Here is a 16,931-nt window from a genome sequence, read left to right as displayed (position 1 = left end):
TTTAGTAAACCTGTTCAGCAAGTTGAACGTATGTTATTGTTTAACAACTGTATATTTTCCTTTTTGAAAATCAACGGTAATGGTATACGTGCCCGCAGCAGTGGGGCCGGGAAAATTATCACTCAAATCATAACCAAAACCACCTCCGGTTTCTGTAGGACTTAATGAAGCTTTTGTGGCATATTTATGAGACCAGTCGCCATTTACCGGTATAAATAAATATTGGTTATTAGGACTGGTATTATCACCTCCTGACATTTGTACAGTAATGGTATATAATGTTGGCGTTACCTGTTTAAACTGCAACTGAGGCGTTGGTACCGGATTGCCCCAGGAATTTAATTTAGGATCGCCACCAATTAAAAATAATTTTCCTGATGTGGGTGGTGCTACTTTAGGAGGAATGGCATAGGGTGTAGCAGTAAATTTTAAAACATTAGAAACAAGGTTAGTAGCTTTTACTGAATTGATTGAAGCAGTTACCCTTATTTCAATATTGTGTTGTACACCTGCAGCAAGGCCTAACTGATTTAATAAATAATCGTTAAACTGACTTTGCGTAAACGTTATACTTAAATCGGGACTAACGGATACTGTTTGACGATTAGGATTGGTAAAATTGGAACCTGTTGTATCTATTTCAATTAAGTAAGATACATTTTGAGAACTAATGCCCGATGTAAATATATAATTGGGATTAGTCCAGTTCAATGTCAGTGCCGTATTGCCGGCGGTAGCATAACTCAATGGAATGTTACCTGTTACCGATGCTGTTAACACCGGAGCAGTGCCACCCTGAAAGGTATCAATGGCATCATCTTTTTTACAAGATGCAAACAATGCCATGGCTACACCGAAGATGAGGAGTTTGGCAAGTAATGTTTTCATTTTTGTATATTTTAAAATGTTTATTTATAAAGGATATGCTATTGCTGTTTGCTGTTTCCTTTGATAAATGTTTTTAAATAAATTTCTGCATTTTAAGCATGCTGCCGACATTTTGTGAAAGGCCGGTAGCCTGAAAATTAATATCCCGGATTTTGTGTTAAGTTGGTATTAGAAGATACATCTGATGAAGGCAATGGATACAGGTTTCTGTAATTGCCTACAGATGTTCCAGTTGGCACGCCACCTTTCCATGGCCATAAATAAGCTGAAGTGGTAAACTTGCCATAGCGAATTAAATCTGTTCTTCTAAAGCCTTCCCAATACAATTCACGTGAACGTTCTGCCAGAATAAAATCGAGTGTTAAATCGGAAGCACCAATATTGCCTGCTGTACTGCCACCATAAGCACGGGTACGTAATTGATTGATATAGGTTAATGCCTGCGTGGTGCTGCCACCTGTTCCACCGCGTAATACCGCTTCAGCATAAATCAAATACATTTCAGGCAAACGAAATAAGGGAATATCAACGTCCGCAAAAGTTGGATTGGAACCGTTGGTACCCGATGTTAACACATTCGGCGAAGTTGGCCTTGTTTTATTGATAAATTTCTGTACGGCATACCCATCGGTAAAAGTGGTAAGAGAATTGATGTCTAAATTCTGACCATTGGTATAAAACTCAGCTCTTTGGTCAGCATTGCCATTGGGATCGGGGAATAAATTCACCAGACTTTTAGTGGTGCGCATACCGGCCCAGGCTGCATCCAGTCCATAATCGCCGGCATTCATGCTGCCGCCTAATGAACCATGGCAAAGGAAGGTAGAACCACCATAATTTTGAGTTTTTAATCCATCATAATTAATGGTAAAAATAAATTCGTTGGTATTTAAATTATTATCGGCTCGCATTAACCAACGATAATCGGACATTAAACTATAGCCTGCATTAATTACTTTAGTAGCATAGGCAATTGCATCGGTATATCGAGCAGTTCCGGTATACACCTGTGCATTCAAATAAATACGCGCCAATAAAGCCTCAGCTGCTGCTTTATCGGCCCTGCCATATTGGTTGGTTTTAGGAGCAGGCAAGCTGGAATCGCAGGCTTTTAATTCAGATTCAACATAGTTGAATAAATCAGCTCGTTTAATTTGTTTGGGCAGAAATGAGCCGATGGCATCTTTCTCGGTAGCAAATGGTGGATTACCAAATAAATCCATGAGTACGCTATATTGATAGGCTCTTAAAAAGCGTGCCTCTGTTCTAAAGCTGCGAATATTATCTGCATCGGTTCCGGTAATGCCCCTGGCAGCCAGATTCGCATCAGAAGCCTGATTGATGAAGTTGTTGCATAGGGTTATTTGATAAAAAGAACGATAATACAAACCCTGCAACATGGGGTTATTGGATGTCCAGTTCATTAAATGAAAATCTTGTAAACCCGGATCACCCCAGGCCACAACCGCTTCATCGGTACTCAACTCCTGGGCATTCCAATACAAGCGAAAGAAATCGGAAGTACCTTCATCAATTCCCTGAATATCGCCACTTCCTGCCGGCCCCTGATTACCGGTTAAAGCAAAGCTGCCATACACTTTTGCAGCCGCTTCTATATACCCCTGTGCGGTACTAAACACCTGATTGGCGGTAATACCATTGGTGGGGGTTAAGTCTAACTTCTTGGTACAGGAAATCATTACTCCTGCTGCCAACGTAGCCACCACTGTTATTTTAAGCAAATTATTTTTCATATATTATTTTTTATAATTGTAACAAATGCAATATGGATTAGAAATCTAAATTCAGGTTCAATACAAAAGTTCTGGGCCTGATATAGAAATTGTTGTCTATACCACCGTTAATTTCAGGATCAGTGCCTTTGTAGTCGGTAATCACAAACACATTCTGTACGCTGGCACCTAAACGCAAGCCCACGGTATTTTTAAATACTTTTCCGAAATTGTAACCTAAGAAAATATTATCCATTCTTAAAAAAGAGGCATTCTGCACATAATAATCAGATAAGTAATAGTTGGTACCATTACCGGTAAAGTTGGTATTTAACACATCAGATGAACCATTACTCAAATAACCCAATGGATTTAAGATATTCTTCATGGTACCGGTGCTGGATGCCACATTGTTGTATAAGTAATTACCCAGGTTGGCACGCATAGAAAAACCACCATTCCATTTTTTATAATTCAAATTGGTATTAAACCCTAAGAATACACGAGGATCGGCATATTTATAACGATATAAATCGCTGGCAGTAATAATACCATCTCTGTTTAAATCGGCAAATAAATTTTCAATGGGTTTGCCTGATTTATCGTAAATCTGCTTGTATACATAAAATGAACCACGCGGATAACCTACTGAGTTAATTAAGATAGTATTTCCGGTTCCTCCTGAAATACCACCGTATAAGTTACCGGGATAATTTGGATCATCAGAAATGGTTAACTTGGTAATTTTGTTTTCGTTGTAAGTAATATTAAAACCTACATTCCACTCCAAATCTTTGGTTCGTACCGGTGTGGCATTAATGGTAAATTCCAAACCTTTGTTTTCCATATCACCTACATTGGCCACAATTTGGTTAGAGAAGTTGGTACCTGCAGGTTGGTTAATCAGGTTCAGCAAATTGGTGGTTTTTCTATAATAGTACTCAATACTACCGGTAATACGATTGTTAAGAAAACCATAGTCTAATGCAATATTGCTGGTAGCAGTTTGTTCCCATTTACGATTGGCATAATAACCACCCGGACGGAACATTTGGTAATAGGTATTGCCAAATTGATATTGAGCGGTTGCATTACTTAAACCATAGTAAGAAATATAATCGTAGTTACCAATACCATCCTGCTGGCCGGTAATACCGTAGCTGGCTCTTAATTTTAAATCGGACAATGCATTGACATTTTTCAAGAAGTTTTCCTGATTAATTTTCCAGGCAACAGCTACAGAAGGGAAATTACCCCAACGGTTGTTCGGACTAAAGCGGGAAGAACCATCGCGGCGGAAAGTAGCTGTTAGTAAATATTTATCAGCATAGGTATAATTCAATCGGCCGAAATAAGAAATAATGGTATTCTCGGGCTTATCGAAAGGATAAGTAGGATCTGAGTTAGGTGCTTTTACACCATTGGCAGAATAATCGGCATAATTGTAATTGGTGGTTAAATAATCGTTGTACTCATAACCGCCCATTACGTCAATTCGGCTACGTATTGATTTCAAATCTTTTATATAATTCAGATAAAACTGTAAAAAGGTATTAGAATTGGTTTGTTTGTATTGATTGTTAATTCCGCTATGGTAATTACCATTACCATCTACAAAACGTTTGTAGCTGGCAGCAGCACTATCCGGTACATAAATGGTTCCTTCGCCCTGAGAAATATCGTAACTTAAATTCAGTTTGGCATGTAAGTCGGGCAGGAAGTGTACTTTATAATCAAACTGTGCACTACCAATGCTTCTTTGTACGGTACTTTTATCATTGCGCATCATTAATAAGCCCAAAGGATTACGTGGCGCAAGCCCCTTTAATCCGCTGATGGATGTAGGATCTAACCATTCCCAATATCCGCCAAAACGATTACTGCCCGAATAAATAGGTTGTGTTGGATCGAAATTAACCGCAGCACCAATAGCGCCCTGGTTCGCAAAGCGGCTTTGGCTATAAGTACCTAACACACTTAATTGAATGTTTAAATGATTATCGAATAAATGCGGATTTAAATTAACACTTAAAGAAGTTCTTTTTAAGTTATCGGTTTTTAAAATACCATCCTGATTTAAAAAGCCTGCTGAAATTCGGTAAGGCATATTTTTTAAAGAGCCCGACATACTAAGTTCATTATTTTGACCCAAAGCAGTGTGGTAAATTTCTTTTTGCCAATCGGTATTGGCGTTACCCATTAATGCTTTTTGTGCAGCACTACCATTGGCATTCACATAAGCGCGAAACTGGCCAGGGCTTAACACCGGTACTTCTTTAGTAGGAGTATACACTGATAACTGTGAGGTAAAGCTGAATTTAGGTTTGCCTTTTGAGCCGGTTTTTGTAGTGATGATAATAACGCCATTTGAGCCACGTGCACCATAAATAGCAGTTGCAGAGGCATCTTTCAACACCGTAAAACTCGCTATATCATCCGGATTAATTAAAGAAAGTGGATTGGCTTGTCCGGAAATTTGGTTATTCGACAAGGGTACACCGTCAATTACAATTAAAGGATCATTACTGGCATTTAAAGAGGCACCACCGCGAATGCGAATGGTACTACCTGCACCCGGTGCACCACCATTTGAGGTAATTTGAACACCGGCAGCTTTACCCATAATTAATTGTTCGGGTGTGGTAATGCTACCCTTGTTAAAATCTTTTGCGGTAAGATTAATTACCGAACCGGTTAAATCTTTTTTACGGCTGGTACCATAACCAATTACTACCACCTCATTTAATGAAGTGCTAATAGCCGACAAACCGATACTCATTTCACCTGCTTCAACAGGTACCTCACGTGTTGCAAAACCAATGCTTGAAATGGTAAGCGTTTTGGCATCGGCAGGTACTTTTAACTTAAATAAACCATTGGCATCGGTTGCGGTAGCAATCTGCGTGCCTTTTACGGCAACAGTTACACCGGCTAACGGACTACCATCTTTCACATCGGTTACTTTCCCGGTAACCTCCTTGTTTTGGGCTAACGCAGGCACACTAAAGGCAAACAGGGCCAGCGTAACAGCAACAAGCAGTCGTTTTAAATTCATAGTTGTATGTTTTCTGTTTTTTAAGAAGTAAAAAAGTTGATTTATTTCGCTAATAAAAATTGTTGCACTTTTCGTTGTCCGTTTTGTTCCATCACCAAAAAATACACACCATTCGGCATACCCGCACTACTAAACCCGTTTGAATACAATGAAAGCGTTTGAGTGCCTTTGGGTTTAAATCCATTCCATATATTCGCAATGTATTGCCCATCGGTATTCAACACATCTAACCTTACCACACCGCTTGTGGGCACTTGAAATTGAACTGTGGCTGAAGTTCCTGCAGGATTAGGCATTACCTGCAACTGCATATTATCTGTTGGGTTACTTACAGGGGTTACTGCCGTTACTACCGTATTATTTACATTTTTATTGGTGTATACATAGTACTCACCGGGTTGTAGGGTTATATTATCTGCACCACCGGATGCCGTAATTGTTTTGGAGGATAAATAGCTGTACCAGGTACCTGCAGATGGAAAGGTAACAGTAGTGGATTGCTGACTCACATCAAAATTGCCTACAAATACCACACTCAATGAATCGCCGGTTACAATTAACTGTTTAAAGGCATTTCCTAAATTATTACTAATGTTTTTAGGAGCCGTGAATGTTGAACTGTATACCGGATTGGTTCTTAGCTTAAACAATTGTGCATATACATTATACAATGCTAACCGATTGGGTTGGCTGTAATAATCCCACCGAAGGGGTTTAGGATCGGTACGGCAACCACCGGTAGCATCTACCGTTCCATTGGGGCAGGTATTTATGCTATAATCATAGCCCAGTTCACCAAACTGCCACAACATTTTAGGGCCTGGTATCATCGCCCATAATGCGGTTGCCATGGCATTGCGTTTTAAACCGGTAGCAGTATCTTTTATGGCATAACTTCCATTGCTATTACCATATTGTTCATTTTTATACATTAGCCTTTCTTCGTCATGGCTTTCCATGTACGTAATCAGGTTGGGTTGGCTATAACCGCGATTGGTATATACACCATAACTTACATCCCAAGAGGGGTTGCTATAACCCATGGTAGCCTGATTGAAATTGCTGTTTAAATTTCCCCAAATCATCATGCCGTAATTGGCTTCTACCTGTTCTTCTGAATTATCGGCAAACATTTCTAAAATACAGTATGCCCCTTGTGAAACAGATTGGATTTTATCGTAAATATTTTTCCAAGTGGCTACTCTGGCGGTATCATAATTGCCCCAGGCTGCCACATTACAATTGTTACCAAAAGCATCGCAGGTGTTTTTTTGGGTAAAGCCTTTGGCCAAATCCCATCTAAACCCATCAATTTTATATTTGGTAAGCCAGTAAGTAATAACGCGATTTCTAAAATCGATGGTAGCCTGACTTTGGTGATTGAACTGATACCCTACATTATAAGCATGTGTGGGGTATTGATTAAACCATGGGTTATTGGCAGCAGGAATATTTTTTACCGGATCCCAATACATTTGCACCATGGGCGAAGAGCCGAATGAATGATTCATCACCATATCCATAATAACGGCTATGCCTTGTTGATGACAGGCATCTATAAATTGTTTCACCGCTGTTTCAGTGCCATACACTTTATCGGGTGCAAAGTAAAAATTAGGATTATAGCCCCAACTGCTGTATCCTTCAAAATTATTGAACGGCATTACTTCAACGGCATTCACACCGAGGCGTTTTAAATAACTCAAAGTATCCTGTAATCCCTTCCAGTTTTGTGTAGCAGTAAAATCGCGAATCAGCAATTCATAAATCAACAAATTGCGTTTATCGGGCCGGGTAAAATTGGTTACCTGCCAGTTGTAAGCAGGTTTAGCAGTTTGTAAAACACTCACTATTGAACCTATAGCATTAGCCGGAAATGGTTTTAAATTAGGATAAGTAGTTGAAGGTATTTGTGGATCTACATTTTTATCCAATATTTTTTCTGCATTGTAATCGGCCACAGTTAAGCTACCATCTATTTGATATTGATATGCATATTCCACACCCGGTGTTAAACCGGTTAAGCGAATCCAAAACCGCAAGCTATCCGGTGTTTCATTCATCTGATAGTTTAAAGATGGTGTCCAATTATTGAAATCGCCCAGTACAATAATTTTATTCTTTTTGGGCGCATACAATACTAATGTGGCTGATGTATCGCCGGGTTCATAATTAATACCATCAGTAACGCCTGTAGGCAATGGTGCAAAGTTTGTTCCGCCTGAAACCAAAAAGCTTACCGTATCTCTCGAAAATACCGAACCGTTATATGCTTCAGCCATAATGGTTTGTGTACCCGCTGCAGCAATAGTAGGTGCGGCAGATAATTGGGTAACAGCGCTATCGTGCGCAATGGCAGTACCGTTATAATAAATGGTAAGGCGTGATGGCAGACTGGCTTTTGCATTGATATTCAACACATCACCCACATTTTTTGTAACCGGCTCAATGATGGGTATATAAGTAGGTTGTTTTAAGGGTGTATCAATTCTTGCATACAATCCATTATCATACACCGGGATATACATATCCGAACCATCGACATTGGTTTGTTTAATACTGCCATTGCCATTTCGAAAAAGAATGGCAATTTTTAGAATCTTTTCAGAAGGATTGGTGATATTAAAAAATGATCGTAAACCACCGGTAATGGTATACCGCCACAAATTGGTACCGGCAGCTGGTGCATTGGCAGCAGGGTTGGTGGTGCCCCAGGTAAAGGGTACATATTTCCAGTCTGATGATGATGTGCTTGCAGAAGTAATTACACCAATATGTACATATACATCTGTAGTAGGTGTGTAATTCAACAATCCCTTGTTTCCTTTGGTTGCATCACAGGTAATGGTAACAGCAGCACTGGTATCCTGAATAAAAGCAGGCAACCATCTCAATAGTTGTGCATCCGCTGCTATACCGGTAAAGAGTAATATCCAAGCAAGTAGAAGTCTTTTCATATGGTTCAAGTTGAGCTGCAAACGTTTGCGGCAATGTGTACGAAAAACACATTGCTACACAAATTTGTGTACTTTTTACACAATAGAAAAATTTTTTTAACGATTTTTTCCGATAAAGTTGAAAAAAATGAGGATAAGCAGTAAAAATTGGCCTTTTACAAAATGTAAACAGCAAACGATTGCGCCTTTACTTAAATCATACTTGGAACTTGGTGTTTCTTATCTTTAATGCCATTTGTTTTTTGTAAGCTTTTGGTAAAAAGTAATTTCAGGCAACAACTGCTAACGATTAAACCAATAACATGGCCTTTACGAAACCAAAACTCAGTTTCTGGCAAATCATTAACATGAACGTAGGATTCTTTGGAATCCAGTACAGTTTTGGTTTACAGCAAACTGCCATTAACCCTTTATACACTTTTTTGCATGCCCGACCGGAGGAATTACCCTTACTCAATTTGGCAGGCCCCATGACGGGATTATTGATTCAGCCCTTAATTGGTGCTATTAGCGACAGAACCTGGCATCCACGGTGGGGTAAACGAAAACCATTTTTTTTAATCGGTGCTATTTTCTGCAGTTTAACATTATTTGCTTTTCCCTTTAGCCGCAGCTTATGGATGGCAGCCGGTTTATTGTGGATTTTAGATGCCGCCAATAATACGGCTATGGAGCCTTATCGTGCTTTTATAGCCGATAAACTACCCGAGAGACAAAGAGCAATGGGTTTTTTAACCCAAAGTTTCTTTACAGGCCTTGGTATTACATTGGCTAATTTATCGCTGGGCTTTTTTAAAAACATCATTACCGGTGAAAGCACCACCAGCGATGGGCGTTCCGGCATTCCCTATTGGGTATTCGGTTCTTTTTTTGTGGGTGCGATTTGTTCAATTGTAAGTGTAGTATGGTCGGTTAGTACTACCCCCGAAATACCGCCCACAGCCGAAGAATTAGCCGAACTGCAGGCAAAAAAATCAGGCTTTTTAGCTTCCATGAAAGAAATATTTTCGGCCATTGGCGATATGCCTCGTATTATGTGGCTATTGGCATTAGTGTACTTATTTCAATGGTATGCCATGTTTTGTTATTGGCAATTTGTATCGCTAAGCATTGCCCAATCGGTTTTTCATACCACCCCAGATGGTAACCAGGAATTGTATGAACAGGCCGTTGTATGGGCGGGAAAAGTAAATGGATTTTACAATATTGTTACCTTTTTGTCTGCATTTGGTTTAGTATGGTTAGCCAAAAAAATCAGTGCCAAATATGTTCATATACTTTGTTTGCTCATGGCCGGAATTGGCCTGCTCATTTTTCCGCACATTGCACAAAAAGAATTATTGTTTATACCAATGATTGGATTTGGTATTGCATGGGCCAGTATGATGGGAGTACCTTACATTATGGTGGTGGGCAGTATACCCAAAGAACGTTATGGGGTGTACATGGGCATTATTAATATGATGATTGTAATACCCATGATTTTACAAACTACCACATTTGGATTTGTGTACCACTGGTTACTGTCTGATAAACCCACTAACGCTATAGCCTTTGCGGGAATATTGTTATTACTGGCTGCTGTGGCTACAGCTTTGATAAAAAGAGAAAAAATAGAGCATGATCAATTAGTTCCTGCAGCATCGGGTGGAGGGCACTAAACAGCTCAACATAGTTGGGAACGTTGCGATGAGTGACACAACAGGCGATGCCATGAAAAACAAAAACTGACTTCATAAAATAAAAAATATGCAACCCATTATTTGTATAGGAGAAGCATTGATAGATATGATTTGTACCGATAAAGGAAAAACCTTGGAAGCCGGAAAACATTTTCTAAAGAAAACGGGTGGAGCACCTACCAACGTAGCAGCGGCTATTGCAGCGCTGGGGGGCCGGGTACAATTAGCAGCCAAAGTGGGCCATGATCCTTTTGGGCAACAACTCATTCATACCATGCAACATTTTGGCGTAGATACCCAATGGATGCATACCAGCAATGAGCATTTTACCACTTTTGCATTTGTTTCATTAAAAGAAGATGGTGAGCGTGACTTTGTTTTTAACCGCGGTGCGGATGGCTATTTGCTGGAACAGGAAACCCATGGAATGCTTACTAGCGATACCGGCATTGTGCACTTTGGGTCTGCCACTGCATTTTTACCGGGCCCCTTACAACAAACTTACCGCACCCTTTTAAAAGAAGCCAAAGCAAAAAATTGTTTTGTAAGTTTTGATCCCAATTACCGGCATTTGCTTTTTGCGCAACAACAACAAAGTTTTATTCATCAATCGTTGTACTTTTTACAAGAAAGCAATTTTTTTAAGGTGAGCGATGAAGAAGCCATGTTATTATCGGGCTGCAGTTCTGTTGCCGATGCGGCAAATTGGCTGGCTAATTTTTCAAATGCAGTATTCTGTATTACTTTAGGCAAGGAGGGTACGTTATTGTGCTATCAAAAACAACAAATTACCATACCCAGCATACCCATTGAAGTGGTGGATACCACCGGTGCAGGCGACGCGTTTGTTGGCGCTGTATTATACCAGTTAAGCTGTGTAGAAAAAAACAACATGATGCAACTAAACATCAACAACTGGCAGGAAATTGTTATCAACGCCAATAAGGCCGGTGCCAGAACCTGTGCCTACATGGGCGCGATGGAGGCATTTAAACATTTGAATAGTGATATTTTTAAAGCTTAAATTTTTTCATCCTATAAATTAAACCGGCAGTGTATCAAAAAAATTTACACAATAAGATTGTTGAACTACTGCAGCAACAATCATTAGATATTTCAAAAAAAGACAGTGCATTTTTTGCACGTTTTATTGCCAATGCAACAGCTATAGAATCATTGTATCTGCAGTTATATGCGCAACATCCACAATGCGATATCATTTGGCAGCAGTTGATGCAGTTAATCATCACCGCTTATCAACAACGCCCCCAACCCTTTCTGGAAAGAGATACCAAAAAATTACAACAGGAGCATTGGTTTTTAAGTAATCAATTGGCAGGAATGAGTTTATATGTGGACCGATTTTGCGGCAACTTGCAAAATTTGCAAAACAAATTGGATTATTTTACTGAATTAGGCGTGAATGTGCTGCACCTGATGCCATTGTTCGAAAGTCCGCTGCATGAAAGTGATGGCGGATATGCCGTATCTAATTTCAGAAAGGTAGATGAACGTTTTGGTACTTTGAAAGATTTGCAACAGTTACAGCAAAAAATGCAAAAACAGGAAATGTATGTAATGCTCGATATTGTTTTGAATCATACTTCTCACAAACACGAATGGGCAGAAAAGGCAAAACAGGGAGATGAAAAATATCAGCATTTTTATTACATGTTCAACGATCGGCATATACCCGATCAGTATGATGCATCTATGCCGGAAATTTTTCCCGAATCAGCACCCGGAAATTTTACGTATGTGCCTGAATGCAACAAATGGGTAATGACTGTTTTCCATCAATACCAATGGGATTTGAATTATAGAAACCCCGAAGTGTTCATGGTGATGTTAGACAATATATTTTTTTATGCCAATTTGGGTGTAGATATTTTACGCATTGATGCGCCTGCATTCATCTGGAAAGAAATTGGCACTACCTGCCAAAATTTACCGCAGGCACATGCCTTGCTGCAACTGATAAAATGTTGTGTGGAAGTAGCCACCCCCGGCATGGCATTACTGGGAGAAGCCATTGTTGCACCTAAAAAAATTATGCAATATTTTGGAACAGGATTATTCATTGCACATGAATGTGATTTTGCCTACAATGCTACGCAAATGGCTTTGCAATGGGATGCATTGGCCACACAGGATGTTCGGGTAATGCTGGCAGCACAGGAAGATTTGGTAAAAAAACCATTTGGCACATCGTGGATAACGTATACTCGTTGCCACGATGATATTGGACTGGGGTATGAAGACAACAGTATTCGTAAAGCAGGTTTTAATCCATACGAACACCGCCGATATTTAAAAAATTATTATTCAGGCAATATAGAAGGATCACCGGCACGTGGTGCTTTGTTTTCAGTGAATCCTAAAACACAGGATGCACGAATCAGCGGTTCATTGGCATCGTTGTGCGGTTTAGAAGCTGCACTGGCCAATCAGAATGCAGCAGCTATTGAAGAATCAATTGCCAAAATTTTGATGATGCAGGCACAAACTTTTTTTTTGGGTGGATTGCCCATGTTGTTTTATGGAGATGAAGTGGGGTATACCAATGATTACAGCTACCTGCATGATCCGGGCAAAAGTTATGACAACAGATGGATGCACCGTCCATTAATTGACTGGACTAAAAATGAAAAGAGAAAAACAGCAGGCAGTATTGAACACCAAATTTTTACGCAAACCCAACAACTACTACAAATTCGCAAAAAATTGCCTGTTTTAAGCGATTACAGTAATATCATCTGGTTAACTCCACACAATATTCATGTTGCCGGTTTTATGCGGGCTTATGGCAATCAACGTGTTTACGCATTGTTTAATTATAGTAACAAAGCGTCCTACTTAACTTGGTATACATTTAAAGAACATGGCCATATTCCAAAACAATTATTCAACCATATCAATCAGCAAGTGTATACCATTGGTGCAGATTATGAATATTTAATACTACCCCCATATGATATATTTTTATTAGAACCTTATGAAGAAAAACAATAGTTGCTTTCAATTATAGTCTCAGCCACAAATGGTTTTAGCGGCTGATTTTTGCATACCAAATGGTAATGGCACTGGCTATCAATACAATATTTTTAATGATGTATTGCCCGGTAAGTGTTAACACAAAGGCATGTTGCCAGGTATCCGCTGGCAAATAAATCAATGGCAGAAAAGTAGTAAACATGTGTAAACCAAAACATACAAATGCCAGTTTGGTTAATTTAGGAAACAACCATAAAATACCTACTGCCACTTCCACACTACCCAATAGTATTAAAAAAATATTAATTGAAATAAATCTTACTACTGTAATGCTGTGTAAATGTTGCACCAACGCTTCCGCCGGCGATACCTGTATAATTTTTAAATAACCAAACCAAATAAATACAATGGATAAAGCCAGTCGGTTAAACCAGATAATTGTATTAAAAACCTTAACAGCCGGAATTTTTACATCAGAATAAGTAGCAGAAGATACAGTTTGTTGTTGCATAAAAAAGGGTTTACATTTTAACAGAAAAAGAAATATAAAAAGTTCTTCCATCAGCCGGTAATATGCCGGGGCCAGGATAAAAAGTGATACGCTGACTGAAATAACTCAAATTCAACAGATTATTAATTCCGCCGGTTATCTGGTAATGTTTCAAAAAAGCATACCCTAATGTCCAATCCCACAAACCGAAAGAAGGAATTACACCTGTAACACCATTGGCACTGTTAACTGTATTTAAAGCATCGTTGTACGATTTATCTGTATAACTATATTGCATTGTAGTAGTGAACTGATGTAACAAAAACGACAGGCCGGTTTTATTTACCCATTGTGGCACATGCTCTACTGTATTGCCTTTTAAATTCACATTATCGCCGTTGGCATTTGATTCACCACTGATATAACGGGCATGGGTATAGGCTAATGAGTTAAACAAACGAATATCTTTTTGTTTATTATTACCATTCCATAGTGCCACCAATGAAACTTCGCAATAAGCCTCTATACCTTTAGCAACCGCATTACCGATATTGGTAGTATACAAAAAAGGGTTACCACTCGCATCACTTTTTGTAATAAGCCCTACCCTGTTTCCATAGTAAACACGAAACAAATCCATATCAAACTGCAATATATTTTTTAACCTTCCTCTATACCCCAAACTTATATCGTAACCCTTGCTATCTTTCAAATTTGGATCAATTACATCTACCCTATCGGCAGGCGTAATTTGTGAGTATAGATAAGGTCTGTATTCCTCCGAAATATTAGCATACAACTGCGTGGTTTTAGAAGTTTGGTATTGTAGGCCCGTTCCAAACAAAGGAAAATGTCTATTCCCATTATAAGAAACCGGTACACTAGCATGGTTGATAACACCAGTATAATCTGATTGTATTACCTCATACCGAAAACCCGGAGTTATAGAAAGCTTTGGGTTAATTTGAAAAATATTTTCAGCAAATACAGCTGCGTTATTGGTATGAAAGCGCAACATAGTACCATAAGGTGCTATTAATGACAAATCAAAATTACTACCCGTAGTACCCACACCTAATTGATCTCTTTTTGTTACTTCAGTAGACAAGCGAAAACCTGCAGTCAGTGTGCTTTTTACATTACCAATAGTATATCTATGCAGCAATCTGGCTTCAGTTGAAAAGCTGCTGTAATAATCACGATCAACCTGGCGGGGATTATACGTGCCTAACTGTTTATTGACTGTATCCGCAATATTCGGCGTATTAATATATTGAACACTATTGCGTTGCCCAAACAACGCATTGGAAATAACCTGCAATTTGGTGTTAGGTGAGAAAGCATATTTAAAAATAAGGGCAGGAATATTAATTTCCGGATTAAAAAAATTACGATTACGTAAAGATTGTTTTGGATTTTGAGCAAATTGTGCATCGGTTAATCCACCTGCAATTTGTTGAACATACTGCATACGCGAAAACTGAAATGCAATACTTCCTTTTTTATTAAAATGATATTCCATATTGGCATAGTAAGCATAATAGTTAAATGCCTGCGAAGGGCGCCATCCATTGCCATGCCGGTTATCATAATAAGCATAATAATTTATTTTACCTGTTATTCCACCAACTGCATTGTATGAATTGTAAAATCCATTGCTACCCGCAGTTTGGTTACTTTCTACAGCTATGGGTTTGGTACTATCGCCTTGCTTGATGATAAAATTCATCATGCCGCCATACTGACTGCCATACTGTAAGGCTGCAGAACCACGGACAAACTGAATTTCCTGCACGGCTTCTAACGGTAATGTATAATGATTTTCAGGATAACCAAAAATATCGCTATTGGTAATGTACCCATTTTGACGCATATTCATTTCAATACTTCGGTGCGAATCGGTTCCCCTTGAACCAATGTTTAATTGTGTACCGGCACCATCCATATCCCAACTGGTTAAACCGGGCACTTTTACAAAAACCTGCCTTACCATATTTTGTGCCAGATTGCCTTGTGTTGTATTAAGCCTGATGAGATTGGTTTTTTTACCTGCAAATACTGCAACACCTTTTAGATCGGGCAGAAATTGTACCGAATCGCGAAGGGTTGAGCTTACAATCACTTCCTGCAACTCATTTACGGGTATTGTATCATTGTTCATTAAATTTTCTTGGGCAAAGAGTTGATTATTGAAAAGAAAAAACAGTGTACAAAAAAATGCAACGTGTAATAATTTCATATCAGAATACATTTAAAAAATAGTATTACATTCAAAAAAAAATGTTTTATATTGAGTTTGATTTTTAAAAAATCCCCCCTTGTAGAAACAAAGGGGTAGGCTAGATGAACTTAATCGAAAACATTACATATTTTTATTCGGCGCCATCCTGTTTTGCACGCAAAACAGCATAATTGCCTACTTTACTACCCACTACTAATCCGGTATCACAATCTACTTTATAATGTATGCCCCCTTCTAATCTTGACATGGAAGCCTGATTGGCCATTGCCCAATATTTGCCAGCCTGTTCAGGTACAATATGTGCCAAAATAGTGGCGGCAGCACCGCTAAATGTAGAATGGCCGGAGATATAAGATGGAAAATTAGGTATGCCTGTTAATGTTTTAATGGCAGGATTCATTTGTGTAGGCCTTGGATTAAAATAATAATATTTTACATCCCAACATACAATGGCTGCATCCATTAATGCCATATTCAACAAAGCATAATTCCTTGCCCAACGTACTTCGCTAAAATTCTTGGTGATAAAATCCTGCGCTGCAATGGCATCCCAGTGGCCCGGAGGTGTAAATGTACCAACCCCGTCAGCCCAAAATTGAACATGCTGTATATTTTCACGTGTGGGCGATTTGATTTTATTATAAACAATAGCAGCGGCATCTTGAACAGCCTGGCTATGTGTAGCAGGTGGAGGTGCCGGACGGAAAGAGGGTACCGTTGCAGCAGGAAATAAAAATGGTGTTACATTTCCAAACAATGGCAACATGGGTGGTCGTTTGGGAGATTCTAAGCTATACCAGGGTATCTCACCTTTAGCCATTGCAACCGTTTCAAAATTTTTCCAGTCGGTGGAGGTGCCTACGGCTTTACCGGCATTATCGGCTTTAGCC

10 protein-coding genes are annotated in these 16,931 nt (G+C 39.1%); 3 read left to right on the top strand and 7 right to left on the bottom strand.

Going from position 1 to position 16,931, the window contains the following annotated elements:
• Nucleotides 1–33: 33 nt before the first annotated feature.
• From A0F92_RS04530 to A0F92_RS04515, 4 genes are all read right to left on the bottom strand, one after another.
• On the bottom strand, nucleotides 34–888 hold the full coding sequence (locus A0F92_RS04530; RefSeq protein WP_068242140.1) for a SusE domain-containing protein: 855 nt from the start codon (nucleotides 886–888) through the stop codon (nucleotides 34–36).
• 137 nt (nucleotides 889–1,025) lie between these two features.
• Entirely contained in the window at nucleotides 1,026–2,642 is a 1,617-nt protein-coding gene (locus A0F92_RS04525; protein ID WP_068242138.1) for a RagB/SusD family nutrient uptake outer membrane protein, read from the bottom strand.
• Nucleotides 2,643–2,679: 37 nt separating this feature from the next.
• Nucleotides 2,680–5,676, bottom strand: coding sequence for a SusC/RagA family TonB-linked outer membrane protein (locus tag A0F92_RS04520; protein WP_068242137.1), 2,997 nt, complete (start codon nucleotides 5,674–5,676; stop codon nucleotides 2,680–2,682).
• Nucleotides 5,677–5,717: 41 nt separating this feature from the next.
• Nucleotides 5,718–8,633, bottom strand: a complete 2,916-nt coding sequence (locus A0F92_RS04515; protein ID WP_068242130.1) for an alpha-amylase family glycosyl hydrolase — start codon at nucleotides 8,631–8,633, stop codon at nucleotides 5,718–5,720.
• 347 nt (nucleotides 8,634–8,980) lie between these two features.
• On the opposite strand from A0F92_RS04515, the gene A0F92_RS04510 reads away from it, so the two are divergent.
• The 3 genes from A0F92_RS04510 (at nucleotide 8,981) to A0F92_RS04500 (ending at nucleotide 13,327) form a co-directional block, all read left to right on the top strand.
• On the top strand, nucleotides 8,981–10,294 hold the full coding sequence (locus tag A0F92_RS04510) for an MFS transporter (protein ID WP_253810161.1): 1,314 nt from the start codon (nucleotides 8,981–8,983) through the stop codon (nucleotides 10,292–10,294).
• An 88-nt stretch (nucleotides 10,295–10,382) separates the two neighbouring features.
• Nucleotides 10,383–11,339, top strand: a complete 957-nt coding sequence (locus A0F92_RS04505; RefSeq protein ID WP_068242128.1) for a carbohydrate kinase family protein — start codon at nucleotides 10,383–10,385, stop codon at nucleotides 11,337–11,339.
• 29 nt (nucleotides 11,340–11,368) lie between these two features.
• Nucleotides 11,369–13,327, top strand: a complete 1,959-nt coding sequence (locus A0F92_RS04500; RefSeq protein WP_068242127.1) for an alpha-amylase family protein — start codon at nucleotides 11,369–11,371, stop codon at nucleotides 13,325–13,327.
• 34 nt (nucleotides 13,328–13,361) lie between these two features.
• On the opposite strand, the gene A0F92_RS04495 is transcribed toward A0F92_RS04500, so the two are convergent.
• The 3 genes from A0F92_RS04495 to A0F92_RS04485 all read right to left on the bottom strand — a co-directional run.
• Entirely contained in the window at nucleotides 13,362–13,820 is a 459-nt protein-coding gene (locus tag A0F92_RS04495) for a hypothetical protein (protein ID WP_253810159.1), read from the bottom strand.
• Nucleotides 13,821–13,830: 10 nt separating this feature from the next.
• Complete coding sequence (locus A0F92_RS04490) at nucleotides 13,831–15,960, bottom strand: TonB-dependent receptor family protein (protein ID WP_167516810.1); 2,130 nt, start codon at nucleotides 15,958–15,960, stop codon at nucleotides 13,831–13,833.
• Between the two features lie 211 nt (nucleotides 15,961–16,171).
• On the bottom strand, nucleotides 16,172–16,931 hold a 760-nt coding region (locus A0F92_RS04485; protein WP_167516809.1), incomplete at its 5' end, for a vanadium-dependent haloperoxidase.

The sequence above is a fragment of the Hydrotalea flava genome (assembly GCF_001623405.1).
In the GTDB taxonomy this organism is placed as follows: Bacteria; Bacteroidota; Bacteroidia; order Chitinophagales; family Chitinophagaceae; genus Hydrotalea; species Hydrotalea flava.
Note: the sequence above shows the minus strand (reverse complement) of the source record. Positions and strands in the feature narration are given on the sequence as shown.

Bases quoted from the DNA above. Each gene is read 5' to 3' on its own strand.
- A0F92_RS04525 (WP_068242138.1), bottom strand. From the start codon at position 2,642: ATGAAAAATAATTTGCTTAAAATAACAGTGGTGGCTACGTTGGCAGCA.
- A0F92_RS04520 (WP_068242137.1), bottom strand. From the start codon at position 5,676: ATGAATTTAAAACGACTGCTTGTTGCTGTTACGCTGGCCCTGTTTGCC.
- A0F92_RS04515 (WP_068242130.1), bottom strand. From the start codon at position 8,633: ATGAAAAGACTTCTACTTGCTTGGATATTACTCTTTACCGGTATAGCA.
- A0F92_RS04510 (WP_253810161.1), top strand. From the start codon at position 8,981: ATGAACGTAGGATTCTTTGGAATCCAGTACAGTTTTGGTTTACAGCAA.
- A0F92_RS04505 (WP_068242128.1), top strand. From the start codon at position 10,383: ATGCAACCCATTATTTGTATAGGAGAAGCATTGATAGATATGATTTGT.
- A0F92_RS04530 (WP_068242140.1), bottom strand. From the start codon at position 888: ATGAAAACATTACTTGCCAAACTCCTCATCTTCGGTGTAGCCATGGCA.
- A0F92_RS04490 (WP_167516810.1), bottom strand. From the start codon at position 15,960: ATGAACAATGATACAATACCCGTAAATGAGTTGCAGGAAGTGATTGTA.
- A0F92_RS04495 (WP_253810159.1), bottom strand. From the start codon at position 13,820: ATGCAACAACAAACTGTATCTTCTGCTACTTATTCTGATGTAAAAATT.